24 protein-coding genes and 1 tRNA gene are annotated in these 23,640 nt (G+C 69.9%); 16 read left to right on the forward strand and 9 right to left on the reverse strand.

Features of this window, described 5'->3' with window-relative positions:
- From ACZ7DL_RS19450 to ACZ7DL_RS19465, 4 genes are all read left to right on the forward strand, one after another.
- On the forward strand, window positions 1-514 hold a 514-nt coding region (locus ACZ7DL_RS19450; protein WP_470775399.1), incomplete at its 5' end, for an ABC transporter permease.
- 205 nt (window positions 515-719) lie between these two features.
- A complete protein-coding gene (locus ACZ7DL_RS19455; protein WP_470775400.1) occupies window positions 720-1,136 on the forward strand; it encodes a hypothetical protein in 417 nt (138 codons plus the stop codon).
- A gap of 8 nt (window positions 1,137-1,144) precedes the next feature.
- Window positions 1,145-2,932: an alpha/beta hydrolase gene (locus tag ACZ7DL_RS19460; RefSeq protein ID WP_470775401.1), complete on the forward strand. Its 1,788-nt coding sequence runs from the start codon at window positions 1,145-1,147 to the stop codon at window positions 2,930-2,932.
- Window positions 2,933-3,048: 116 nt separating this feature from the next.
- Window positions 3,049-3,528 carry a hypothetical protein gene (locus tag ACZ7DL_RS19465; RefSeq protein WP_470775402.1) on the forward strand — a complete coding sequence of 160 codons (480 nt, stop codon included), beginning with the start codon at window positions 3,049-3,051 and terminating at the stop codon, window positions 3,526-3,528.
- A 67-nt stretch (window positions 3,529-3,595) separates the two neighbouring features.
- Here the strand turns inward: ACZ7DL_RS19465 and ACZ7DL_RS19470 are convergent, their stop codons facing one another.
- Window positions 3,596-4,297: a DUF5324 family protein gene (locus tag ACZ7DL_RS19470; protein ID WP_470775403.1), complete on the reverse strand. Its 702-nt coding sequence runs from the start codon at window positions 4,295-4,297 to the stop codon at window positions 3,596-3,598.
- A gap of 279 nt (window positions 4,298-4,576) precedes the next feature.
- On the opposite strand from ACZ7DL_RS19470, the gene ACZ7DL_RS19475 reads away from it, so the two are divergent.
- Complete coding sequence (locus ACZ7DL_RS19475) at window positions 4,577-5,107, forward strand: peptidylprolyl isomerase (protein WP_470775404.1); 531 nt, start codon at window positions 4,577-4,579, stop codon at window positions 5,105-5,107.
- Between the two features lie 121 nt (window positions 5,108-5,228).
- On the forward strand, window positions 5,229-6,113 hold the full coding sequence (locus tag ACZ7DL_RS19480; protein WP_470775405.1) for a rhomboid family intramembrane serine protease: 885 nt from the start codon (window positions 5,229-5,231) through the stop codon (window positions 6,111-6,113).
- A 280-nt stretch (window positions 6,114-6,393) separates the two neighbouring features.
- On the opposite strand, the gene crgA is transcribed toward ACZ7DL_RS19480, so the two are convergent.
- Window positions 6,394-6,648, reverse strand: a complete 255-nt coding sequence (crgA, locus tag ACZ7DL_RS19485; protein ID WP_061922326.1) for a cell division protein CrgA — start codon at window positions 6,646-6,648, stop codon at window positions 6,394-6,396.
- 151 nt (window positions 6,649-6,799) lie between these two features.
- On the opposite strand from crgA, the gene ACZ7DL_RS19490 reads away from it, so the two are divergent.
- From ACZ7DL_RS19490 to ACZ7DL_RS19515, 6 genes are read left to right on the forward strand one after another with little or no spacing between them, the layout of a single operon-like run.
- Window positions 6,800-7,588 carry a DUF881 domain-containing protein gene (locus ACZ7DL_RS19490; protein WP_470775406.1) on the forward strand — a complete coding sequence of 263 codons (789 nt, stop codon included), beginning with the start codon at window positions 6,800-6,802 and terminating at the stop codon, window positions 7,586-7,588.
- A 21-nt stretch (window positions 7,589-7,609) separates the two neighbouring features.
- Window positions 7,610-8,299: a class E sortase gene (locus ACZ7DL_RS19495; RefSeq protein WP_470775407.1), complete on the forward strand. Its 690-nt coding sequence runs from the start codon at window positions 7,610-7,612 to the stop codon at window positions 8,297-8,299.
- A gap of 53 nt (window positions 8,300-8,352) precedes the next feature.
- Entirely contained in the window at window positions 8,353-8,514 is a 162-nt protein-coding gene (locus ACZ7DL_RS19500; RefSeq protein ID WP_470775408.1) for a hypothetical protein, read from the forward strand.
- A complete protein-coding gene (locus tag ACZ7DL_RS19505; RefSeq protein ID WP_470775409.1) occupies window positions 8,511-9,149 on the forward strand; it encodes an aminodeoxychorismate/anthranilate synthase component II in 639 nt (212 codons plus the stop codon). The genes ACZ7DL_RS19500 and ACZ7DL_RS19505 overlap by 4 nt, the downstream gene beginning before the upstream one ends.
- Window positions 9,146-10,261 carry a class E sortase gene (locus ACZ7DL_RS19510; protein WP_470775410.1) on the forward strand — a complete coding sequence of 372 codons (1,116 nt, stop codon included), beginning with the start codon at window positions 9,146-9,148 and terminating at the stop codon, window positions 10,259-10,261. Before ACZ7DL_RS19505 ends, ACZ7DL_RS19510 begins: the two co-directional genes overlap by 4 nt.
- 27 nt (window positions 10,262-10,288) lie before the next feature.
- On the forward strand, window positions 10,289-11,038 hold the full coding sequence (locus ACZ7DL_RS19515) for a class E sortase (RefSeq protein ID WP_470775411.1): 750 nt from the start codon (window positions 10,289-10,291) through the stop codon (window positions 11,036-11,038).
- Window positions 11,039-11,136: 98 nt separating this feature from the next.
- Here ACZ7DL_RS19515 and ACZ7DL_RS19520 read toward each other — a convergent pair whose 3' ends face one another.
- The 7 genes from ACZ7DL_RS19520 to ACZ7DL_RS19550 form a co-directional block, all read right to left on the reverse strand.
- Window positions 11,137-11,562, reverse strand: a complete 426-nt coding sequence (locus ACZ7DL_RS19520; protein WP_470775412.1) for a hypothetical protein — start codon at window positions 11,560-11,562, stop codon at window positions 11,137-11,139.
- A 207-nt stretch (window positions 11,563-11,769) separates the two neighbouring features.
- Entirely contained in the window at window positions 11,770-13,776 is a 2,007-nt protein-coding gene (pknB, locus tag ACZ7DL_RS19525) for a Stk1 family PASTA domain-containing Ser/Thr kinase (protein WP_470775413.1), read from the reverse strand.
- 195 nt (window positions 13,777-13,971) lie between these two features.
- The gene (locus ACZ7DL_RS19530) at window positions 13,972-15,456 is read right to left on the reverse strand and encodes a peptidoglycan D,D-transpeptidase FtsI family protein (protein ID WP_470775414.1); all 1,485 of its coding nucleotides are present in this window, start codon (window positions 15,454-15,456) and stop codon (window positions 13,972-13,974) included.
- Entirely contained in the window at window positions 15,453-16,904 is a 1,452-nt protein-coding gene (locus ACZ7DL_RS19535; protein WP_470775415.1) for an FtsW/RodA/SpoVE family cell cycle protein, read from the reverse strand. The genes ACZ7DL_RS19530 and ACZ7DL_RS19535 overlap by 4 nt, the downstream gene beginning before the upstream one ends.
- 27 nt (window positions 16,905-16,931) lie before the next feature.
- Entirely contained in the window at window positions 16,932-18,563 is a 1,632-nt protein-coding gene (locus ACZ7DL_RS19540; RefSeq protein ID WP_470775416.1) for a Stp1/IreP family PP2C-type Ser/Thr phosphatase, read from the reverse strand.
- Window positions 18,564-18,703: 140 nt separating this feature from the next.
- Window positions 18,704-19,231 (reverse strand): FHA domain-containing protein FhaB/FipA, encoded by a 528-nt coding sequence (locus ACZ7DL_RS19545; RefSeq protein ID WP_470775417.1) that lies wholly within the window; start codon window positions 19,229-19,231, stop codon window positions 18,704-18,706.
- Between the two features lie 10 nt (window positions 19,232-19,241).
- Window positions 19,242-20,096 (reverse strand): FhaA domain-containing protein, encoded by an 855-nt coding sequence (locus ACZ7DL_RS19550; RefSeq protein WP_470775418.1) that lies wholly within the window; start codon window positions 20,094-20,096, stop codon window positions 19,242-19,244.
- Between the two features lie 419 nt (window positions 20,097-20,515).
- Between ACZ7DL_RS19550 and ACZ7DL_RS19555 the strand changes: the two genes are divergently transcribed.
- From ACZ7DL_RS19555 to ACZ7DL_RS19570, 4 genes are all read left to right on the forward strand, one after another.
- Window positions 20,516-20,599 (forward strand) — tRNA-Leu (locus ACZ7DL_RS19555).
- Between the two features lie 270 nt (window positions 20,600-20,869).
- A complete protein-coding gene (locus ACZ7DL_RS19560) occupies window positions 20,870-22,300 on the forward strand; it encodes a DUF2252 domain-containing protein (RefSeq protein WP_470775419.1) in 1,431 nt (476 codons plus the stop codon).
- Between the two features lie 90 nt (window positions 22,301-22,390).
- The gene (locus ACZ7DL_RS19565; protein WP_470775420.1) at window positions 22,391-23,200 is read left to right on the forward strand and encodes a hypothetical protein; all 810 of its coding nucleotides are present in this window, start codon (window positions 22,391-22,393) and stop codon (window positions 23,198-23,200) included.
- A 50-nt stretch (window positions 23,201-23,250) separates the two neighbouring features.
- Window positions 23,251-23,580 carry a rhodanese-like domain-containing protein gene (locus ACZ7DL_RS19570; protein ID WP_470775770.1) on the forward strand — a complete coding sequence of 110 codons (330 nt, stop codon included), beginning with the start codon at window positions 23,251-23,253 and terminating at the stop codon, window positions 23,578-23,580.
- The last annotated feature ends 60 nt before the right edge of the window (window positions 23,581-23,640 follow it).

Consider the following 23,640-nt stretch of genomic DNA (forward strand, 5'->3'; position numbering starts at 1 on the left):
GACCGAGGGCATCATCGCCCGTTTCCGCACGATGGCGATCCACCGCGGCTCCGTGCTCATCGGGCACGTCATCGGCAGCGTGCTCCAGTGCGTGATGAGCGTGGTCCTCGTCGGCGCCGTCGCGGTGGCCATCGGATTCCGGGCCACGGATGCCACCGTCGTGGAGTGGCTCCTGGCCGTGGGGCTGTTGGCGCTGGTCGCCCTGGCACTCACCTGGATCGCCGTCGGGATGGGCCTCTCCTCCCCGAACGCCGAGGCGGCGAGCAACAACGCCCTGCCGCTGGTGGTCCTGCCGCTCCTGTCCAGCGCCTTCGTGCCGGTCGACGCGATGCCGGGCTGGTTCCGGCCGATCGCCGAGTACCAGCCGTTCACCCCGGCCATCGAGACGCTGCGCGGGCTGCTGCTCGGCACCGAGATCGGCCACAACGGGTGGCTGGCCGTGGGCTGGTGCCTGGGACTGGCCGCGCTCGGCTACGTCTGGTCCACGTCGCTGTTCGACCGCGACCCCAAGTGACGCAAGCGTCGGGCCTACGCCGCCCGACGCTTGCGGGGATCAGATGAAGCCCTGGTCGCAGGACTCGCACAGGGTTTGCACCAGCAGTGAGTACCCGTACTCAGGTACCTCCGGAACCACATCTATAAGCTGTGCCATCGCAATGGCACGGTTCGTCATGGCGCACATCGCAGCACCGTCACCACCAGGGGGAGGACACACACTGATGGCGTGGGACGAGTGGGAGCAGCTCAAGACGGGTGCGGCCCAGCGGATGCAGATCGACCACCTGGCCGACCCCGGAGGCGGCGGGTCGGGTCCCGACCTGAAGGCCTCGAAGGGGCCGTGGACGAAGGCGTCGGGAGTGGCGGAAGACCTGCGGACCGCCACGAACTCGGCGCTCACCGACCTGAAGACGGCCCACGAAGGGGTCAAGGGCGGGACCGAGGGCTTCACCAGCACCACCGCGCTGAACGAGATCCTGCCCACCTGGGAGAAGCGGCTGACCTCGGTGCGCGACGAGTGCGGCCGGCTGCACGGCGCGCTCGCCAAGACCGGCCGCGACTTCGGCGAGATCGACCCCGCCGTCGCGGGCAAGGTCGACGGCGTGCACGTCCCCCACAAGCCCGACTGGGCCCGGTGAGGTGAGCGATGCCCACCTGGCAGCAGTTGCGTGACGCGAAGTTCACCGAGTACGAGGACGCGGCCGACGGCTGGGGCAAGGTCAGCAACCGGGCCGACGCCGCGCGCATCCGGGTCGACCAGGACATGGCGGCCCCGATCCACACCACGCAGAAGGGCGAGGCGAAGAACGCCGCCCAGCGGGACATGACGCGGCTCGGCCGCAACTACCAGTACCTGCACGGCGAGTGCGGCCTCGTCCGCACGACCCTCAACAGCCTCGCCTCTGAACTGTCCGCAGAGCAGAAGAAGTTGAAGCAAGCCCTCCAGGACGCCGCGGACCTCAAGTTCACGGTCCACGAGGACGGCTCGGTCGAGTATCCGCACAGCACGCAGGTCCCCCTGGCCCCCGCTACGTCGGCCGGCAACGGGGTCGCCAAGCCGGGCGCCCCGGTGCCCTTCCTGCCCGGCGCGGGCGAAGCACAGGGCGACCCCAACAAGGGCAAGGCCGAGGACATAGCCGAACGCATCGGGCAGGCGGTGAAGAACGCCGTCGAGATCGACAACCGGTACGCCGGCATCCTGCGCCGGCTGAAGTCGCCGGACGGCCTGGACGTCACCGACGACATGCTCATCGACGAGGCCCGCGACATGGGCGAGGTCGGGAAGGCGACCGGCAAGTACCTCGGCAAGGAGCACATCCCGCACGGCAAGTCCCCCGCCGAGAACAGGAAGTGGTGGGAGGGCCTCACCCAGGAGCAGCGCGAGGAGTACCAGACGCTGTATCCCGCGGAGATCGGCGCGCTCGACGGCATACCCAGCACGGTCCGCGACTCGGCGAACCGGACGGTGCTGGACGAGACGTACGCCCAGGTGCAGCACGACCTCGACGCGCTGGGTCCGGAGCCGCCCAAGACGATCGTCACGGCGGCCGGCGTCACCCGCAACCCCGAGTGGACGGTGTGGGACGCCATGGGCGGCAGCCGGCTCACGGCCCAGCGCAAGGGCATGGACGCCATCCGGGCCCGCTTCGACCAGACCGGCATCGACGACCTGCCCCCGGCCTACCTGCTCGGCTTCGACCTCAAGGGCAACGGCCACGTGATCCTGGCCACCGGCAACCCGGACACGGCCGACAACACGGCGGTGTACGTGCCGGGCACGACATCGAAGCTGGAGGGGGCGAGCGGTGACATCAAGCGCATGACAAACGTGTGGACGGAAGCCAACGCCATGGCCTCCGGCAAGTCGACCTCGACCATCACCTGGATCGGCTACGACGCCCCGCAGAACATCGTGACCGACTCCCCGCGACCGGGCTATGCCTACGACGGGGCGCCCATCCTCAACAACTTCCTGGACGGACTGCAGACCGCCCAGGGCGGTCCGGACGTGAGCCACACCACGGTGATCGGGCACAGCTACGGCACGACGGTGATCGGTGTGGCCGCCAAGGAGCACCGGATAGCGGCCGACGACATCGTCGTCGCGGGCAGCCCCGGCATGCTGGTCGGCGACGCGGGCGACCTGGACGTGGGCAAGGACCACGTGTGGTCCGAAGCCGCCGGCTCCGACCCGGTGCCGTACATCGGCCGGGACTTCCTCGGGGGCTGGAAGTGGGGGGTGCAGTACTACCACGGCGTGCCCTACGACGCGGGATACATCCACACCATCCCGTCCGACGAGGCGTTCGGAGCCCACAGGATGGACGTGGACACCGGTGGTCACAGCGGGTACTGGGACGAGGGATCGCAGAGCCTCAAGAACCAGGCGGCGGTGGTGGCCGGTCGCTACGACAAGGTCCAGGAGGACAATTGACCCGCGCTCTTCGTGATCACCCAAGGGTTTACCGGCTCGGCATCGCCGTCGCCGGCGTCGTCCTCACGCTCACCGGAACGGGGTGTTCAAACACCGTGGATCACAAGGAAACGTCCGTGCCGGGGCAGGAGACCGGCGGATCGAAGGCCACCACTCTCGACGTGGACAAGGCCAGGGAAAAGGCGAAGGCCGTGTCGAGCCAGATCTACGAACTGATCGGCATCCGGGCCGGGAAGGTGACCCAGCCGGGTCCCCGTATCGCGACCTGCGACGAGGACCCCGAGCATCTCTACAAGACCGTGCATCCCTGGTCCGTCTACGGTGTCTCCGAGGACGAGCTGAAGGCGGGATTCCAGCGGCTGAGGGAAGGTCTCCCCGGCAAGGGCTGGAAGATCGTCCAGTACGGTCCGAACAAGAGCAAGGACCGGACGCTCGAAATGACGGCGGACTCGGGGAACGAGCCCTTCTCCGTGAACGCCGAACTCTGGGTGTCCAGCGAGACGGCCGGCCCCGAGAAGGACCCGAAGATCCTCGTCAACGTCGTCTCCGGCTGCTGGCGGGCACCCAAGGGAACGGACCTCGACACCCAGTACTGACCGACGAGCCCCCTGCCGCCCGTGGAACGCGGCGGAAGGGGGCTCGACGGCAGCTGCCGGGGCCGGCCTACGGCTGATCGTCGCCGTCGGCCGCGTCCTCCTCCGCCTGCTTCGCCTGGACCTCGGGATCCAGCCCCGAGGGGCCGGTGCCGTCCACGGCGGTGATCCGGGGCCCGTCGGGCACCTCCGTCGCCGCGGGCGGTTCGACCAGCCAGTCGGGGTTGGCCTGCTTGTCCCACCACTTCCAGGCCGCGAAGGCGCCGCCCGCCACGACGGTCAGCAACGCGAGCGTCTTCACGGTACGGCCGGCCTTGGACCGCCGCGCGTTGCGCCGGGCCAGCTTCTGGATCTGCTGCGCCGAGACCTGACCGCGCAGCGCGGCCAGAGCGGCGGCACCGCGCGCGGCGGCCTCGTCGCGCACCGGCGCCGTCGCGGCCACAGCCTGCTCGATCTTCGGACGCGAGTACTCGGCGGCCTGCCGGGCGGCCTTACGGGTACGGACGGCGGCCTCCTGTGCGGCCAGGTCGACCTTCGGCGGCACATGCGCGCGGGCCTGCTCCAGGCGCGGGGCGAGCCGGGCGTCGTACTGCACGCGGGCCTGTTCTGCGGCCTGCGACACCACGGGCGCCAGCCGTACGCGTGCCTCCTGCGCGTAATACGAGGCACGCTCCTTGGCCGTGTCGGCGTAGGGCGCCACCACTTCCGCGGCGTGCAGCACGCTGTCCTTCGCCGAGCCGGTCGCGGCGCGCACGCTGTCGATGCGGGTCACGGGTTCCTCCTCCTCGGTGGCGTACGGTATTTCGACTTTCCACCCTTTTACGGATCATGCCTGCCGACGCGCCGTGCGGCATGCGCGGACGGGCATATGGGTGCCGACCGCTCCCTTCGGCGTCATTCAGGGCAACAGGGGCTTGTCGTCGACACTGCCACGAATCGCGGGCGCGCGCCGCCCTGCCGGCGGAAGTCGTGGCCGCCTGACGACGCGAGGGCGGGAGCGTGCAAGGATCGAAGCGTCGCGGCGGACGACGACGAATACGGAAGGCAGACCGTGGCCGAGCAGCTGTACGCCACCTTCAAGACCACCCTCGGCGACATCGAGGTCCGGCTCTTCCCGCTGCACGCGCCCCTCACGGTCAGAAACTTCGTCGAGCTGGCCCGCGGCGAACGCGAGTGGACCCACCCCGGCACCGGCCGCAGAAGCAGAACCCCGCTCTACGACGGCACGCTCTTCCACTCCGTGATCAGCGGCTTCATGATCCAGGGCGGTGACCCGCTGGGGAACGGCATCGGCGGCCCCGGCTACGGGTTCGAGGACGAGATCCACCCGGACCTCTCCTTCGGTACCCCGTACGTGCTGGCCATGGCCAACGCCGGACCGGGCACCAACGGCTCGCAGTTCTTCATCACCGTCACCCCGAGCACCTGGCTGAACGGCAAGCGCACCATCTTCGGCGAGGTCACCGGCCCGGCGGGCCAGAAGGTCGTGGACGCCATCGCGAGCGTGCCGACCGGGCGCAACGACCGTCCGCTGGACGACGTCGTCCTGAAGACGGTGGTCGTGGACACGCGGGAGAGCTGAGTCCCGGCGCCGGAAAACCGGGAAGGGAACCAAACGTCCCGCTCGTCCGTAAGGATGTGCGGGCAGGACGGTGCCGCAGGCAGGCAGCCGCGGACCGACGGACGACGAGCAAGGGGATCTGATGGACCAGGCCGCAGGGAGCGCGCAGGACGCCCGGAGCGTGCCCGTGTGCTACCGGCACCCGGACCGCGAGACCGGCGTGCGCTGCACCCGCTGTGACCGGCCCATCTGCCCGGAGTGCATGGTCAGCGCCTCGGTCGGTTTCCAGTGCCCGGACTGCGTCCGCGGCGGCTCCGGCACGGGACCCGCGCCCGGGGCGTCCCGGCCGCGCACGGTCGCCGGCGGCACGGTCGCGGCCGACCCCCGCCTGCTCACCAAGATCCTGATCGGGATCAACCTCGCGGTGTTCATCGCGGTCCAGGCCGACAGCTCGCTCCTGGACCACCTGGTGCTCTACGGCGCCTGGCCCCCGAAACCGTTCGCGCCGACCTCGGGCGTCGCCGACGGCGAGTGGTACCGCTTCGTGACGTCGATGTTCTCGCACCAGGAGTACTGGCACATCGCCTTCAACATGCTGAGCCTGTGGTGGATCGGCGGTCCCCTCGAAGCGGCTCTCGGCCGGGTCCGCTATCTGGCCGTCTACTTCGTCTCCGGGCTGGCCGGCGGCGCGCTGACCTATCTGCTCACCGCCCCGGCCACCGCCTCGCTCGGCGCCTCGGGCGCGATCTTCGGCCTCTTCGGCGCCACCGCCGTGCTGATGCGCCGGCTCAACTACGACATGCGGCCGGTCATCGCGCTGCTGGTGATCAACCTGATCATCACCTTCGGCTGGGGAAGCATCTCGTGGCAGGCCCACATCGGCGGTCTCGTCGCCGGTGTCGTCACCGGGTACGCGATGGTCCACGCCCCGCGCGAGAAGCGGGCGCTGGTGCAGTACGGCACCTGTGCCGTCGTTCTGGCTCTGTCGGTGGCGCTGGTGCTGGTCAGGACCGCTCAGCTCACCTGATACCGAACCGTTGTCCACAGCGTGTGGCGGATCTTGTGCACGCTGTGCGGGCACAGCTGTGCCCCCTGTCGCTCGGATGTGTTTCCGCAGGTCGGAGCAGGTCGGAGCAGGTCGGACAGGGGGCGAACGGGTGTCTGACGGGCGCTCGGCCGGTCATACCGGCGTCAACGCCCGATGAGTTATCCACAGATCGTCGTTTCTTTTTCCCCACTGTGGAAAACAGCTGTGGATAACTCAGCGAACAGCCCTGGGCAGAGCTGTGGTCAGTCGGCCGGCCCGGCTACTTCCACTGCGTGGAGACACCGAATCCGGCGGCGATGAAGCCGAAGCCGACCACGATGTTCCAGTTGTCCAGGCTGTCGATCGGCAGGGAGCCGTCGGTCACGTAGAAGACGACGATCCAGGCCAGACCGATCAGGAACATGGCCAGCATGACCGGCGCGACCCAGGCGCTGTTGGTGAGCTTGATGGCCTGCGCCTGCTTCGCCGGCGGCGGCGTGTAGTCGGCCTTCTTGCGGATACGTGACTTCGGCACGAGGGTCTCTCCTGTCGATGCGCTGCGTGGCCGCGCAGGTAACTGGTCGGGCTCGGGGCAGCGTACAAGGGGCCAACATGACGACTCTGTGTGCTCCCCCGGGCGTCCGTTAGCGTAGTGCTTCCGTGGCGCCGAAGGAGATAAGGGTACGTTGAGCAATTCTGCCGACTCCCCCGGTACGGGATCAACGGGCTCCGGTCCCGTCCGCAGGCTGCGTTTCCGGCCCGTGCGGATGCTCACGGCGGCCGTCTTCGCCCTGGCCGGGCTGATCTTCTTCACCAGCTTCAACACCGCCAAGGGCACCGACATCCGCCAGGACGGTTCCTTGCTGAAGCTCTCCGACCTGATCCAGCAGCGCAGCCGCAAGAACAAGGCGCTGGACGAGTCCAACGCGACGCTGCGCGACAGCGTGGAGTCGCTCGCCGAGAGCGACGACGGCAGCACCAAGGCCGAGGACGAGAGGCTGGGCCGGCTGGAGAGGAGCGCGGGCACGCAGAAGCTGACGGGCAAGGCGATCACCGTCACCCTCAACGACGCCCCGCCCAACGCCACCGCCAAGCTCCCCGGCTATCCCGAGCCGCAGCCCGACTACCTGGTCATCCACCAGCAGGACCTCCAGGCCGTGGTGAACGCGCTGTGGCAGGGCGGCGCCCGGGGGATCAAGGTCATGGACCAGCGGCTGATCTCCACGAGCGCGGTGCGCTGCGTCGGCAACACCCTGATCCTCCAGGGCCGCGTCTACTCACCGCCGTACAAGATCACGGCGGTCGGGGACCCGGAGCGGCTGAAGCAGGCGCTCGCGGACAGCAAGGCGATCCAGACCTACATGGTCTACGTGAACGTCTACGGCCTCGGCTGGAAAGTCACCGACGACGGGACGGTGACTCTTCCCGGCTACTCCGGCACAGTGGATCTGCACTACGCGAAGCCCGTGGAGTAGGTCCCTTCTCAGGAGCCGCCGGTGCGCGTGATCGTCCGGACCGTCAGCGAGCTGTGCATCACCCTCGGCACCCTGATCGTGCTCTTCGTCGGCTACGTGCTGTTCTGGACGGGCGTGCGGGCCGACGGCGCGATGAGCGACCAGATCGACCAGTTGCACGCGCAGTGGTCGAAGGGCGGCGTGCCCACCACGGCAGGGGCCCGCGGTGCCGCGGCGGGCGCTCCGAAGCCGGCGCCGTACCGCCCCGGCAGGCCCTTCGCGATCATGTACATTCCGCGGCTCGGTTCCACGTGGAACAAGCCGGTGCTGGAGGGCACCGGCCGGGATGTGCTGGCCAAGGGCCTCGGCCACTACCGGGGCACCGCCCAGCTCGGCCGGCAGGGCAACTTCGCGGTCGCCGGGCACCGGCGGACCTACGGCGATCCGTTCAAGGACTTCCCGAAGCTGCGGCCGGGCGACGCGGTGGTGCTCACGGACGGAAGGACCTGGTTCACGTATCGGATCGACAAAGGGCCCTACAAAACCGTGCCGGCCGACGTTGAGGTGATCGACCCTGTCCCACGTACGTCCGGGTACACGCGTCCGGGCCGGTACCTGACGCTCACCACGTGCGATCCGGAATGGGGGCACAGCCACCGCCTGATCGTCTGGGCGCACCTGGATGCCACACAGCCTGTGGAGGCAGGCGAACCGGGGGCCCTGCGCCGCTAGTCTGGTGGCGTACGGCGTGGGTCTGGTGCCGTAGGGGATACGGAAGGGACGGCATGTACGGCTGGATCTGGCGGCATCTGCCGGGCAACGCGTGGGTGAGGGCACTCCTGTCGCTCGCACTGATCCTGGCCGTGGTCTACGTCCTCTTCCAGTACGTCTTCCCGTGGGCCGAGCCGCTGCTGCCCTTCAACGATGTGACGGTGGACAACCAGTGAGTGCGCGGATTCTCGTCGTCGACAACTACGACAGCTTCGTCTTCAACCTCGTCCAGTACCTGTATCAGCTGGGCGCCGAGTGCGAGGTGCTGCGCAACGACGAGGTGTCGACGGCGCACGCTCAGGACGGCTTCGACGGCGTGCTGCTCTCGCCCGGCCCGGGGAAGCCGGAGGAGGCGGGCGTGTGCGTGGACATGGTCCGGCACTGCGCCTCGACCGGGGTGCCGGTCTTCGGCGTGTGCCTCGGCATGCAGTCGATGCAGGTGGCGTACGGCGGTGTGGTCGACCGGGCGCCCGAGCTGCTGCATGGCAAGACCTCGCTGGTCGAGCACGAGGGCAAGGGCGTCTTCGCGGGCCTGCCCTCGCCCTTCACGGCGACCCGCTACCACTCCCTGGCCGCCGAGCCCGCGACCGTCCCGGCCGAACTGGAGGTGACGGCCCGGACGCACGACGGAATCATCATGGGCCTGCGCCACCGGGAACTCCCCGTCGAGGGCGTGCAGTTCCACCCCGAGTCGGTGCTGACCGAGCATGGACACCTGATGCTGGCCAACTGGCTGGGGGAGTGCGGCGACCACGGCGCCGTGGCGAGGTCGGTGGGGCTCGCCCCGGTGGTGGGCAGGGCCACGGCGTGACCGCGCTGCGCCCCGAGCGCGAGGACTTGCACGGCGGGAGACCGTACGAGTCCTCCGGCGGTGCGCGGCCGCACGCGGCACACCGGCAGGACCCGCCGACGGCCCCGATGCCCCGGGTGGTCGAGAGCGTGGCCCAGGGCGTCGCCGGGGATCTGACGGCGCCGCTCGCTCCCGTCGACGACGAGACGATGGCACTGCGGGTCCCGGGACTCGCCGGATCCGGGCCGCAGAGCGGGGCCACACGGCCCTCTGCGGCCTCGTCCGCCGCTGCCGGCAACGGACTCACCCCGGGGGGCCGCGCGGCCCGCAGAAGGGCCGCCAAGCGGCGTGGCGGGCGTCGGCACGGCGCCGCCCGGGTGCCGGCGGCGCCCCCGGCGCCGCAGGACCCGCAGCGGCCCCTGACCCGGGTGGAGGCCCGGCGCCAGGCCCGGCTGCGCAAGCCGAGCCCGGCGACCCTCGCGAGCCGGGCCATCGGCGAGGTGTTCATCACCACCGGCGTTCTGATGCTGCTGTTCGTCACCTACCAGCTGTGGTGGACCAACGTCCGCGCGCACGCGCAGGCCGGCAGCGAGACGCACCAGCTCCAGGACGACTGGGCCAGCGGCAAGCGCAACCCCGGCGTCTTCGAGCCGGGCCAGGGCTTCGCCATCCTGCACATCCCCAAGCTGGACGTGGTGGCGCCCATCGCGGAGGGCGTCAGCAACAAGAAGGTGCTCGACAAGGGCATGGTCGGGCACTACGGCGAGGCGCCGCTGAAGACGGCGATGCCCCAGGCCGAGACCGGCAACTTCGGTCTCGCGGCGCACCGGAACACGCACGGGGAGCCGTTCCGGTACATCAACAGGCTCACGCCCGGTGACGCGGTCGTGGTCGAGACGCAGGACACGTACTTCGTGTACAAGGTGACCTCGATGCTCCCGGTGACCCCGCCGTCCAACACCAGCGTGCTGGACCCGGTCCCCCCGGGCTCCGGCTTCACCGAGCCCGGCCGCTACATCACCCTCACCACCTGCACGCCGGAGTTCACCAGCAAGTACCGGCTGATCGTCTGGGGCAAGATGGTGCAGGAACGGCCGCGCAGCAAAGGCAAGCCGGACGCGCTCATCGAGTAGGGCTCATCGAGTAAGGGCAGAGGAACTGTGGCAGCGACCGCCGACGAGACCGAAGCGACCACGGACGCGTCCGCACCGGAGCCGGCGGCGCGCCGGCGCCCCGGCCGGATCGCGCTGGCAGTCAGCGTCTTCGGGGAACTCCTCATCACGGCGGGCGTCCTGCTCGGCCTGTTCGTCGTCTACTCGCTGTGGTGGACGAACGTGATAGCGGACCGCAAGGCGGACCGGCAGGCCGACAAGGTCCGCGAGCACTGGGCGCAGCAGCGGGACTCCGGCCCCGGCGCCCTCGACACCCAGGACGGCATCGGCTTCCTGCACGTGCCGGCGATGGGGAACGGCGAGGTGCTGGTCGATAAGGGCACGGGCGCGGACGTCCTCAACGACGGTGTGGCCGGCTACTACACGGAACCGGTCAAGGCCACGCTGCCCACCAGCGGCAAGAACGGCAACTTCGCCCTCGCCGCCCACCGGGACGGTCACGGCGCGAAGTTCCACAACATCGACAAGCTGGAGAAGGGCGACCCGATCGTCTTCGAGACGCGGGACGACTGGTACGTCTACAAGGTCTACTCGATCCTGCCGGAGACTTCGAAGTACAACGTCGACGTCCTCTCGGCCGTCCCCAAGGAGTCCGGCAGGAAGCGGGCCGGTCACTTCATCACCCTGACGACCTGCACCCCCGTCTACACCTCCCGCTACCGCTATGTGGTGTGGGGCGAGCTGGTGCGCGTGGAGAAGGTGGACGGCAAGCGGACGCCGCCGAAGGAGTTGCCTTGAGGCGACAGACCTTCTTCGAGGAGGGCGGTCGCCGGGCATGACGGAGGCCGGAAGCTGCAACTGCCCTTTGCGGCTTCGGTCCTCTTCGTCGTGGTCACTTACCTCAGTACGTTGAGGCGAGCGCCGGCACTCCACGCCTCCAGCTGTGCGTCCGTCGGCGGTGCGTCCGGTGTCCCGCGGTCGCTGCGGGCCTGCCGTACGACGACTTCGGTGCACCCGTCACGACGGAGCAGGTCTGCCACATGGCGTCCGAGTGCTTGCCAGGTCATGCTGCTGAGCGATGCCCTGACCGAGTCGGTCGGGGTATCGCCTGCGAGTGCGGTGAGGCGCCTGTGGTGCCAACACAGCCTTTGCTCGACGTTCTCGATGTCCTGTCGCAGCGTGATGAGCTCGCGGCGGTGTTCGCCGGAGGAGGCGATCAGGGCGTTGAACATCGGCACGAGGGTCTTGCCGAGGATGTGGCTGATCCGCTGGTCGATACGGTCGTCGAGGGAGACGACCTCGCTGTGGACGGAGTTGTCCACAGGCTGTGTACGTGCCAGGTACTCCGTGTCCAGCAGGTACACGCGCCCCTACGTGCGACTTCGCTGTCCCGGAGCAGCATGGCGACGTTGAGGACGGCGCGGCGGGGGAAGAGCGCGAGGGACACCGTCCAAGCGAGGGACACCGTCCAAGGAGGGGCCCCTGCCGGACTTCTCCGGCAGGGGCCCACTCGCGCGTACGGGGGTTCGTCAGCCGCTCACGCCGCCGAAGAAGTTGGTACCGCCGTCGTTGCCGTTACCGCCGTTGTTGCCGTTGCCGAAGCCCACGGTCGTCAGGGTGATCGTGGTGCCGGCCGGGTCGTCGACCTGCTGGTTCTGCTTCGGGTCCTGGGCGGCGACGATCGCGGTGTCGCTGCTGTCGCTGCCCTGGGCGAACTGGATGTTCGTGAAGCCGGCGGCGTTCAGGATCTGCCGGGCCACGGCGACCGTGCGGCCACGGACGTCCGGGACCTGCGTCTTCTGCTGCTGCTGTGCCTTGCCGACGTTGACCGCGATGGGCGTGTTCTTGGAGACCTGCTGGCCCGCCGCCGGATTGGTGCTCTGGACCTTGCCGTCCTGGGCCGGGTCGGTGACGGGGGTGTCGCTGCAGGTCGGCGCCAGGCCCTTGGCCTGGAGTTCGGCCTTGGCCTCGTCACAGCTCTTGCCGGTGACGTCGGGGACGGTCACCTTTTCCTCGGCCTTGGCGACCGTGAGGGTGATCTGGGTGCCCTTCTCCTTGCTGGTGCCGCCCGCCGGGTCCTGGGTGATGACGACTCCGGGCGTCTGGGTCGACACCTGGGTCTTCTTCGTTACGTCGAAGCCCTTTTCCTTGAGCTGCGTCTCCGCCTGGTCGAACTGGATGCCGCGCACGTCCGGCACGGTGACCTTCGGCGCGCCCGTCGAGATCACCAGGTTGACCGTGCTGCCCTTGTCGACCTTCTCGCCCGGCGTCGGGTCCTGGGAGCACACGTTGCCCGTGGCCTGGTTCGCACAGGGCTTCTTGGTCAACGACAGCTTCAGGTCGACGTTCTCGGCCATCTTCTCGGCCCGCTTCTGCGAGTTGCCCACGAAGGCCGGCACGGTCACCTTGTCGTCGCCCGCGTTCTGGCCGCTGAACGCCCACTTGCCGATCAGAATCGCGCCGACCAGCACCAGCAGGCCCGCCACCACCAGGAGGATCGTGGAGGTGTGGGACTTCTTCTGCTGGCGGCGGCGGTCCGGGCGGTCGTCGTAGCCGTAGCCGCCGTCGTCGGGGTTCATCGGCGGGAGCATGGCGGTCGCTCCGGCGGCCGCGTCCGAACGCATGGCGGTCGTCGGCTGGTCGTCGGGGTAGCCGCCGTAGCCGACCGCGCCCATCGCGGACGTGGCCGCGACCGGCTGGCCGTCCAGGCACGCCTCGATGTCGGCGCGCATCTCGTCGGCCGACTGGTAGCGGTAGTTCGGGTCCTTGACCAGCGCCTTCAGGACGATGGCGTCCATCTCGGGCGTGATCTCGGGGTCGAAGACCGACGGGGGCTGGGGTTCCTCGCGGACGTGCTGGTAGGCCACGGCCACCGGGGAATCGCCCACGAAGGGCGGCCGTACCGTCAGCAGTTCGTAGAGCAGGCAGCCGGTCGAGTAGAGGTCCGAGCGGGCGTCGACCTGTTCGCCCTTCGCCTGCTCCGGCGACAGGTACTGGGCCGTACCGATCACCGCCGCCGTCTGGGTCATGGTCATGCCGGCGTCGCCCATGGCGCGGGCGATGCCGAAGTCCATCACCTTGACCTGGCCGTTGCGGGTCAGCATGACGTTGGCCGGCTTGATGTCGCGGTGGACGATGCCGTTGCGGTGCGCGTACTCCAGGCCCTGGAGGATGCCGATGGTCATTTCCATCGCGCGCTCGGGCAGCAGCTTGCGGCCGGAGTGCAGCAGCTCGCGGAGCGTGGAACCGTCGACGTACTCCATCACGATGTACGGGATGGAGACACCGTCGATGTAGTCCTCGCCCGTGTCGTAGACCGCGACGATCGCGGGATGGTTGAGCGAGGCGGCCGACTGGGCCTCCCGGCGGAACCGGGCCTGGAAGGACGGGTCGCGCGCGAGGTCCGCGCGCAGCGTCTTCACTGCCACGGTGCGGCCGAGGCGGGTGTCATGTGCGAGGTAGACCTCCGCCATGCCACCGCGGCCGAGCACCTGGCCCAGCTCGTACCGGCCGCCGAGGCGACGCGGCTCTTCCATAGCTACCTACCAGCCCTCTCCGTCGGTCTCGGCCGCGCACCCCTGTGCGCGGCCGGAGGCTGCCGTCCGGGCCTACCGTACCCGGCTCGCTCTGTGTGACCTGGCCAAGCCCGTAACCCGATACGGGACCGGTATCGCAACGTGCGGGGATGTGAAGGTGATGTGAGTGGCCTCACTCCCGGGGATCGGCAGCGGTCACTTCTTGGATTCGATGACCGCCTCCATGACGTTCTTCGCGATCGGCGCGGCCAGGCCGCCACCGGAGATGTCGTCGCGGTTGGCGCCCTCGTCCTCGATCACCACGGCCACGGCGACCGGCGAGCTGCCGTCGCTCAGCTTGGCGTAGGAGATGAACCAGGCGTACGGGTTCTCGCTGTTCTCGACACCGTGCTGGGCGGTACCGGTCTTGCCGCCGACCCGGACGCCGCTGATCTTCGCGTTCGTACCGGTGCCCTTCTCGACCACCGTCTGCATCATGTCCTGCAGGATCTGCGCGTTCTTCGGCGACAGCGGGCGGCTCAGCTCCTCCGGCTCGGTCTTGGCGACCGGGTCCAGGCCGGGGGACTGGAGCACGTCGACCATGTACGGCTTCATCAGCTTGCCGTCGTTGGCGACCGCCGAGGCGACCATGGCCATCTGCAGCGGGGTGGCGGCGGTGTTGTACTGGCCGATCGAGGACAGCGCGGTCTGCGACGGGTTCATGTCGTCGGAGAACACCGAGGCGCTGGAGCGGACCGGGACGAACTGCTCGGAGCCGAAGCCGAACTTCTTCGCCTCGGCGAGCATCTTGTCGTTGCCGAGGTCGGCGCCGATCTTGCCGAAGACGGTGTTGCAGGAGTACTGGAGCGCGACCCGCATGGGCGCGTCCTTGCACGGGATGTTGCCCTCGTTCTTCAGCTGGGTGGAGGTGCCCGGCATGGTCCACGGCAGCGGCGAGTCGGTCTTCTCGTCGGCCGAGGTGTACTTGCCGTTCTCCAGCGCCGCCGCGGCCGTGACCACCTTGAAGGTGGAGCCCGGCGGGTAGGTCTCGCGCAGCGCCCGGTTCAGCATCGGGTCGTTGGGGTTGTATTTCTTCTGGAGCTTCTTCCAGGCCGCCGCGTCGTCGTTGCTGTTGCCCGCGAAGGACGAGGGGTCGTACGACGGGTAGGAGGCGAGCGCGAGGATCTTGCCGGTGGACGGCTCCAGGGCGACGACCGCGCCCTTGCCGCCCTGCCGCTTCAGACCGTCGAAGGCGGCCTTCTGGGCGGCGCCGTTGAGCGTGGTGACGACGTTGCCGCCCTGCTGCTCCTTGCCGGTGATCATGTCCAGCGTCTTGCGGAAGAACAGCCGGTCGTCGTTGCCGGTGAGGATGCCGTCCTCGATCGACTCCAGCTGGGTGGCGCCGAAGGCCTGCGAGGCGTAGCCGGTGACCGGCGCCCACATGGGGCCGTTCTTGTAGGTCCGCTTGAACTTCAGGTCGTTCAGACCGGTCTTGCTGGATTCCGCGGACCCGGTGATCGGATCGCCGTCCACGACGATGTCGCCGCGCGGGGTGGCGTAGCGGGCGATGGTGACGCGGCGATTCTTCGGGTCGTCCTTGAGTTTGTCGGCTTGGACGTACTGCAGGTAGTTGTCCCGCAGCAGCAGGGCCAGCATGAGCAGGCCGCAGAAGATCGCGATCCGGCGCAGGGGCTTGTTCATGACGGGCGGACCACCTGGGTCATCTCGGCGTCGGGGTTGGCGGCGGGGGCGGGCGCGGGGCGGCGCGCGGTGTCGCTGATGCGGATCAGGATGGCGATCAGCGCCCAGTTGGCCAGCACGGAGGAACCACCGGAGGCCAGGAACGGCATGGTCATACCGGTCAGCGGGATGAGGCCCATGACGCCGCCGGCCACCACGAAGACCTGGAGGGCGAAGGCACCGGACAGGCCGATGGCGAGCAGCTTGCCGAAGGGGTCGCGGGCGGCGAGGGCGGTGCGCACGCCGCGTTCCACGATCAGGCCGTAGACCAGCAGGATGGCCATGACGCCGGCCAGGCCCAGCTCCTCACCGAACGTCGCGAGGATGAAGTCGGAGTTGGCCGCGAACTTGATCAGGTCCGAGTGGCCCTGGCCCCAGCCGCTGCCGAGCGTGCCGCCGGAGCCGAACGCCCACAGAGACTGCTGCAGCTGGTCGGAGTGGAGAATGCCGTCGTGCGTGACCTGGCGGCTCAACTCGTACTCGCGCATCGGGTTGAGCCAGGCGTTCACACGCGTCTGGATGTGCGGCTCGAAGCTCGCCACACCGACGGCGCCGGCCGCGGACATCAGCAGACCGAAGACGATCCAGCTGGTCCGCTCGGTGGCGACGTACAGCATGATGACGAACATTCCGAAGAACAGCAGCGAGGTGCCGAGGTCCGTCTCGAAGACCAGGATGAGGATCGAAATGGCCCAGACGACCAGGATCGGGCCGAGGTCGCGGCCACGCGGCAGGTACAGGCCCATGAAACGGCGGCTGGCGAGGGCCAGGGCGTCGCGCTTCACCATCAGGTAGCCGGCGAAGAAGACCGCGAGAACGATCTTGGCGAACTCGCCGGGCTGGAGGGACCCCAGGCCGGGGATCCTGATCCAGATCTTCGCGCCGTAGATGTTGGCACCGAGGCCCGGCACCAGCGGCAGGATCAGCAGGACCAAGGCGGCGAACATCGAGATGTAGGTGTAGCGCTGCAGGACCCGGTGGTCCTTCAGGAAGATCAGCACCACGGTGAACAATGCGATGGCGAGCGCGATGTACAGCAGCTGGCGGGGAGCGGCCGGTGAGAAGCCCCTCAGCGACTGCAGCAGCTTGGACTGGTCCAGCCGCCAGATGCACACCAGGCCCAGCCCGTTGAGCAGGGTGGCCAGCGGCAGCAGCAGCGGGTCCGCGTACGGCGCGAACTTGCGTACGGCGAGGTGGGCGACGCCGGCCAGCAGGCCGAGACCGAGGCCGTAGCTCAGCAGGCCCGCGGGGACCTGGCCGTCGAGGGCCAGACCCACGTTGGCGTAGGCGAACACGGGGATGACCACGGCGAAGACCAGCAGGGCCAGCTCGGTGTTGCGGCGGCTCGGGGCGCCGATGGCGCCGATCGTGGACGTGTGATGCGTCGGCGAGTTCGTTGTACTGCTCATCGTGTGACAGGGCCTCTCACGGCTTGCCTACTGCTTACCGCACAGCGAGACGACCTTCTGCTCGTCCTCCGAGAGAGTGGGGCCGGGGCTGGGGGTCGCGGACGGGGTCGTGGACGGAGACTTCGAAGGTGACGCCGGGGATGTCGGCGACGTCTTCGAGGCCGACGGGTTCGGGGTCGGGGAGGCCTTGACGAAGGCGGTCTGGGTGGTGGTGCCGGAGGTGCTGTTCGCGCCGGTGGTGCCGGTCGTGCCAGTGGTGCCGGTGGTGCCGCCGGGCTTGTCCTGACCGGTCTTCCCGGTCTTGTCCTGGCCCTTCCGGGCGTTGTTCAGCGCGTCCTCGGCGGCCTTGCGCTCGGCCTGCTTGCGGCAGGCGGAGGCCTGCACGGACAGCTCCTGGACCTTCGTCCGGGCCGCCCCCAGGTCGCCCTCCGCGATCGTGGCCTTCACCTGCTTCTGCTGGTACGGCGGCAGGTACTTGAGTTCGATCTCGGGGTGGTCCGTCTCCACCTTCGACAACGACACCCAGGCCAGGTCCTGGCTGATCCCGCGGTACAGCGCGACGTGCTCGTCCTTGGCGCCGACGAAGTACTGCGTCTGCGTCCAGCGGTAGCCGCCGTACAGGCCGCCGCCGATCACGGCGAGGGCGAGGGCGCCGTAGAGCGAGGTCTTCAGCCATCTGCGCTGCTTGCGCGGCTTGGTGAAGTCGCCGTCGGCGTACTCGCCGAAGCCGCCGGCCGGGACGTAGCCGGTGGTGTCGCCGGAGCCGGGCGGGCCGAACTCGCCGCCGCCGTGCCCCTGGCCCTGGCGGCCCAGGTGGGAGGCGCGGCCGGCCGGCGTCTGCATGATGCCGTTGTCGCTCAGGTGGTGCTGGTTCTCGGCGACGGCGCCGACCACGACCGGCTGGTCGGACAGCTGCCCGGCGAGGGTGTCACCGGTGTCCAGGTCGAGCACGTCGGCGACGATGACCGTGATGTTGTCGGGGCCGCCGCCGCGCAGTGCGAGCTGGATCAGCTCCTGCACCGTCTCCTGCGGGCCCTGGTAGCTGGCGAGGGTCTCCTCCATCGTCTGGTGGGAGACCACGCCGGACAGGCCGTCGGAGCAGATCAGATAGCGGTCGCCGGCCCGGACCTCGCGGATCGACAGGTCGGGCTCGACGTGGTCGCCGCTGCCGAGGGCGCGCATCAGCAGCGAGCGCTGCGGGTGGGTGGTGGCCTCTTCCTCGGTGATCCGGCCCTCGTCCACCAGCCGCTGCACCCAGGTGTGGTCCTGGGTGATCTGGGTGAGCACACCGTCACGGAGCAGATACGCGCGCGAGTCGCCGACGTGCACGAGACCGAGTCGCTGGCCGGTCCACAGCAGTGCGGTGAGCGTGGTCCCCATGCCCTCGAGCTGGGGGTCCTCCTCGACCATGGAGCGCAGCTGGTCGTTGGCGCGCTGCACGGCCTGGCCGAGCGAGGTGAGGATGTCGGAGCCGGGCACGTCGTCGTCGAGCGTGACCAGGGTGGAGATCACCTCGGAGGAGGCGACCTCGCCCGCGGCCTGGCCGCCCATGCCGTCGGCGATGGCGAGCAGGCGGGGACCGGCGTAACCGGAGTCCTCGTTGCCCTCCCGGATCATGCCTTTGTGCGATCCGGCGGCAAAGCGCAGTGACAGACTCATGCGCACCTCACCCGTCGGCTCCGGGTACAGCCGGTCGTGTCGAGCCACACTGCCCACCCTCCGGTTGGGAGCGCGCCGGAGACCGGGTGGCGGCCTGCCGCTGCGTGCTCGCTCCGCTCGCGCTTATTCATGACGTAGCACTACTTCCGCAGCTCGATTGCGGTCTTGCCGATGCGGATCGGCGCGCCCAGCGGGATCGGTGTGGGGGTCGTCAGCCGGGACCGGTCCAGGTAGGTGCCGTTGGTGGAGCCGAGATCCTCGATGATCCACTGGCCGTCGCGGTCCGGGTAGATCCTGGCATGGCGGCTGGAGGCGTAGTCGTCGTCCAGCACGATCGTGGAGTCGTGCGCCCGGCCCAGGGTGATGGTCTGGCCCTGGAGCGCGACGGTGGTGCCGGTCAGTGTGCCTTCGGTCACGACCAGCTTGCTGGGGGCGTTGCGGCCGCGCCGGCCGCCGGCCTGCTGGCTGCGCTGCGGCGGCGGCGTGGCCTGCTGCCGGGTCTGCTGCCGGCCCGGCTGCTGCGGCCGGGCCGCCTCCCTACGCGATCCGCGCTGGGTGACGCGCGTACCGAACAGGTCGCTCCGGATGACCTGCACGGCCACGATCACGAACAGCCACAGTACGGCCAGGAAACCCAGCCGCATGACCGTGAGGGTCAGCTCTGACATTGCCCCCGCTTCACCCTTCGGCTTGCCTATAGATAACGGTGGTACTGCCCACGACGATCCGCGAGCCGTCGCGGAGCGTAGCGCGGGTGGTGTGCTGCCCGTCCACCACGATGCCGTTGGTGGAGCCGAGATCCTGGATCGTCGAGGGCGTTCCGGTCCGGATCTCGCAGTGCCGGCGGGAGACGCCGGGGTCGTCGATCCGCACGTCGGCGTCGGTGCTGCGGCCCAGCACCAGCGTCGGGCGGGAGATCTGGTGGCGGGTGCCGTTGATCTCGATCCAGTAGCGGGTGCGTGCGCCGCTCATCGGGGCCGCGGCGGGCCGCTGGGTGGCGGGCTGCGGGTAGCCGTAGCCGCCGGGGCGGGCGCCGGGCGGCGGCGCGGACGGCATCGGGGGAGCGCCGGCGGGCGCGGCGGGCGGGTAGCCGTAGCCGCCCGGGGCGCTCTGGGCGGGCCGGCCGGCCGCCGGTGCGCCGGGGGCCTGCTGGCTGCTGGAGGAGGCGAGAGTGCGCGAGCGCACCCGGTACAGGCCGGTGTCCAGGTCCTCGGCCTTCTCCAGGTTGACCTTGATCGGGCCCATGAAGGTGTAGCGCTGCTGCTTGGCGTAGTCGCGCACCATGCCGGCCAGCTCGTCGCCGAGCTGCCCGGAGTAGGGGCTGAGGCGCTCGTAGTCCGGCGCGCTCAGCTCCACGATGAAGTCGTTGGGTACGACGGTCCGGTCACGGTTCCAGATGGTCGCGTTGTTGTCGCACTCACGCTGGAGCGCTCCGGCGATCTCCACGGGCTGGACCTCGGACTTGAAGACCTTGGCGAAGGTGCCGTTCACCAGACCTTCGAGACGCTGCTCGAACTTCTTCAGGACTCCCATGGGGCACCTCCTCCGTCCCTGCCGTCGTCTTGCCCTGCTCTGTGCCGCTGCCTTGCCGGGTACTGCCGGTACTGCTCACTGATCGTATCTACGCGCCCGCCAATCAGCCGGTTCCCCCAGCGGCTCCCCTTCGAACTCCTGGCGCGTGTCCTGCTCCCATGGATCGTAGAGGCGGGCGAAGACCAGTGTCCCGCACCTGGCTGTGGACCCGGTCCGCCTCTTGGGCAGACGGCCCGGACCGGTACGAGGTTGATACGTGAACCGCGTCTCCTTGATACGTGCGCCGCCGCGCGGGCGCCGGCGGGGGGCGAGGCCCGGGGCCTGGGAAGCGATGTGAATCCACCCCGTACGGCGTGCTAATGTTCTGGGTGTCGGAAGGGGCCAGCCCGCAAGGGCCGGAAACGGAAGACACACCCAATGCGCGGGTGGCGGAATAGGCAGACGCGCTGGATTCAGGTTCCAGTGCCCGCAAGGGCGTGGGGGTTCAACTCCCCCCTCGCGCACACAGAGGCTACGGGCCCATCGTGAAAACGATGGGCCCGTAGTCGTATGCGCGCCGTCCGTAGGCCCGGGCCGACCCCTCGTGTGAGGAAGCTCTCAGGGGTGGGCGGCCTGGTGGTGAGGGTTGGTGACGGGCCGTCCGGCGGGCCGTGGCCATGCCGGTATCCACAGGGCCTGACGCGTTCGAGTCACCGGTTGTACGGTCTCCCCGAGTTGATGTTCGTACCCGCGCCTGCGCGAGGCGTGCGGCCAGTACGGGGGAGGCGGTCGCGGTGACCGGAAGCGGTGCGGGAGCGACGGACGCGGCGGAGCGGGGCGCGCGCCGGCTGCCCCGGGTGCGCGGGTTCGCCCCGTGGCCGCCGCAGGGCTCGCCCAAGGAAGAGGGCAAGGCGCTCCGCGCGAGCGTGCCGCGCTCCGCGCACCATGCGCTCGACCCGGACGCCGCCCGCCCCGACGCGGTGAGCGCGGTGACCGAGTCCAACGCCGGCCGCATCCCCGAACTGACCCCGCTGCGCGTGGGCCGGATGGCGGCCGGCCCCTTCGCCTTCCTGCGCGGCTCGGCCGGCCTCATGGCCCATGACCTGGCCCGTACCCCCATGACCGGGATCGGCACCCAGATATGCGGTGACGCCCACGCGGCCAACTTCGGTCTCTACGGCGACGCCCGCGGCGACCTCGTCATCGACCTCAACGACTTCGACGAGACCGTGCACGGCCCCTGGGAGTGGGACCTGAAGCGGCTCGCCGCCTCCCTGGTCCTCGCCGGCCGGGAGGCGGGTGCCGACGACGACACCTGCCGCGCGGCGGCCCACGACGCGGCCGGCGCCTACCGCCGCACCATGCGGCTGCTCGCCAAGCTGCCCGTACTCGACGCCTGGAACGCCATCGCGGACGAGGAACTGGTCTCCCACACCGACGCCCACGACCTGCTCGGCACGCTCCAGCGGGTCTCGGAGAAGGCGCGGGCCAACACCAGCGGCCGGTTCGCGGCGAAGTCGACCGAGGCCGTGGCGGACGGCGGGCGCCGGTTCGTGCCCGCCCCGCCGGTGCTGCGCCGCGTACCGGACGCCGAGGCCGCCGCGGTCGCCGCCGCCCTGGAGCCGTACGTCGACACCCTCGGCGAGGACCGGCACCCGCTGCTCGCCCGGCACGCCGTGCACGACGTCGCCTTCCGGGTGGTCGGCACCGGCAGTGTCGGCACCCGGTCCTACGTCGTGCTGCTGCTCGACCACCGCGGCGAGCCCCTGGTCCTCCAGGTGAAGGAGGCGCGCCCCTCCGCGCTCGTCCCGCACCTGGCCACGGCCGGCTTCGCGACCCCGCCGGTCGCGCACGAGGGCCGCCGGGTGGTCCTCGGCCAGCGGCGGATGCAGGTCGTCAGCGACATCCTGCTCGGCTGGACCACCGTCGACGGGCGCCCGTACCAGGTGCGCCAGTTCCGCAACCGCAAGGGCAGCGTCGACCCGGCCGCCCTCGCCACCGACCAGCTCGACGACTACGCCCGCATGACCGGAGCCCTCCTGGCCCGCGCCCACTCCCACAGCGCCGACCCACGCCTGATCGCCGGTTACTGCGGCAAGAACGAGGAACTGGACGAGGCGATCGCCACGTTCGCCGTCGCCTACGCCGACCGCACGGAGGCGGACCACGTCGACCTGGTCCAGGGCATCCGGGCGGGGAGGATCGCGGCCGAGCCGGGGGTGTGAGGGGGGCGGTCCCTCAGACGTCCGGCCGCTGGCCCTACCGCGAGCCCCCGCACCCCGGCTCCAGCCGACCGCAGCCGATACTCTGGGCGGGTGACGACCCCCGAAGCCGACCAGCCCGCACCCCGTCCCGAGGAACGGCTGGAACAGGCCGTACGGGCCGCCGAGCAGGCGTTGATCGAGTACGAGATCGCCGTGGAGACGTTCCGCGTCGAGGTCGAGAACTTCTCCCGCCTGCACGAACAGCGACTCGGCCCCCTCTACACCCGCATCGAGGAACTGGACGCCGAGATCGCCGAGGCGAAGGCCGCCCGCACCGGTGACCCCGAGGACATGCGCCGTGCCGCGGAGGCCCGGGCCCGTGTGCTGCCGATCCCGGGTGTCGAGGAACTGCTGCACGGCTGGATGGACGGCGACGGCCTGTTCCCCGAGGCCGCCGCCATGCTCACCGAGCAGGCCGTACGGCCCCCGCAGCGGGTGCGGCCGAGCGAGGAGGCCCGCAAGCTCTACCGCGAGCTGGCCCGCAAGGCCCACCCCGACCTGGCGCAGGAGGAAGAGGAGCGGAAGCGGCGCGAGGAGTTCCTCAGCCGCGTCAACGCCGCCTACGCCCGCGGTGACGAGACCCTGCTCGGGGAGCTTGCCGAGGAGTGGGCGGCCGGGCCGGTACCGCCCGAGCGCCGCCCGAGCCCCGCCGAGGAGCTGTACGCCCGCCTCGAATGGCTCGCCCAGCGCAAGGAACTGCTCACCCTCGTCGCCCGCGAACTGGAGGAGGGCGCGATCGCCGGCATGCTCCGCCTCGCCCCGGACGACCCCGACGGCCTGCTCGACGAGATCGCCGGCCGGCTGCGCGCCGACATCGCCCAGCGGGAGGCGGACCTGGCCGCCCTGCTCGGGCAGGGCTGAGCCGCTCCGGCGCTTCGGGTAGCGTCGGAGGCATGAATTTCGGAGCTGGTGTGCCCACGGTCCAGGTCACGGACCTCAAGGACGGCGACTTCCTACTGGACGTCCGCGAGGACGACGAGTGGCAGGCGGGCCACGCCGAGGGAGCGCTGCACATTCCCATCAGCGAGTTCGTGGCCCGCTACGGCGAGCTGACCGAGGCCGCTCCGCAGGACGGCCGCGTCCACGTCATCTGCCGCTCGGGCGGCCGCTCGGCCCAGGTCACCATGTATCTGGTGCAGCAGGGCATCGACGCGGTGAACGTCGACGGCGGCATGCAGCACTGGCAGACGGCCGGCCGCCCGGTCGTCACCGACACCGGCACCCCCGGCTTCGTCCTCTAGCCCGAGCCTCCCGCCTCCCGCTTCCCGGCCCGGGTCTCCCGCCTCCTGGCCCGGGTCTCC

This window comes from Streptomyces sp. NPDC036984 (genome assembly GCF_055607665.1).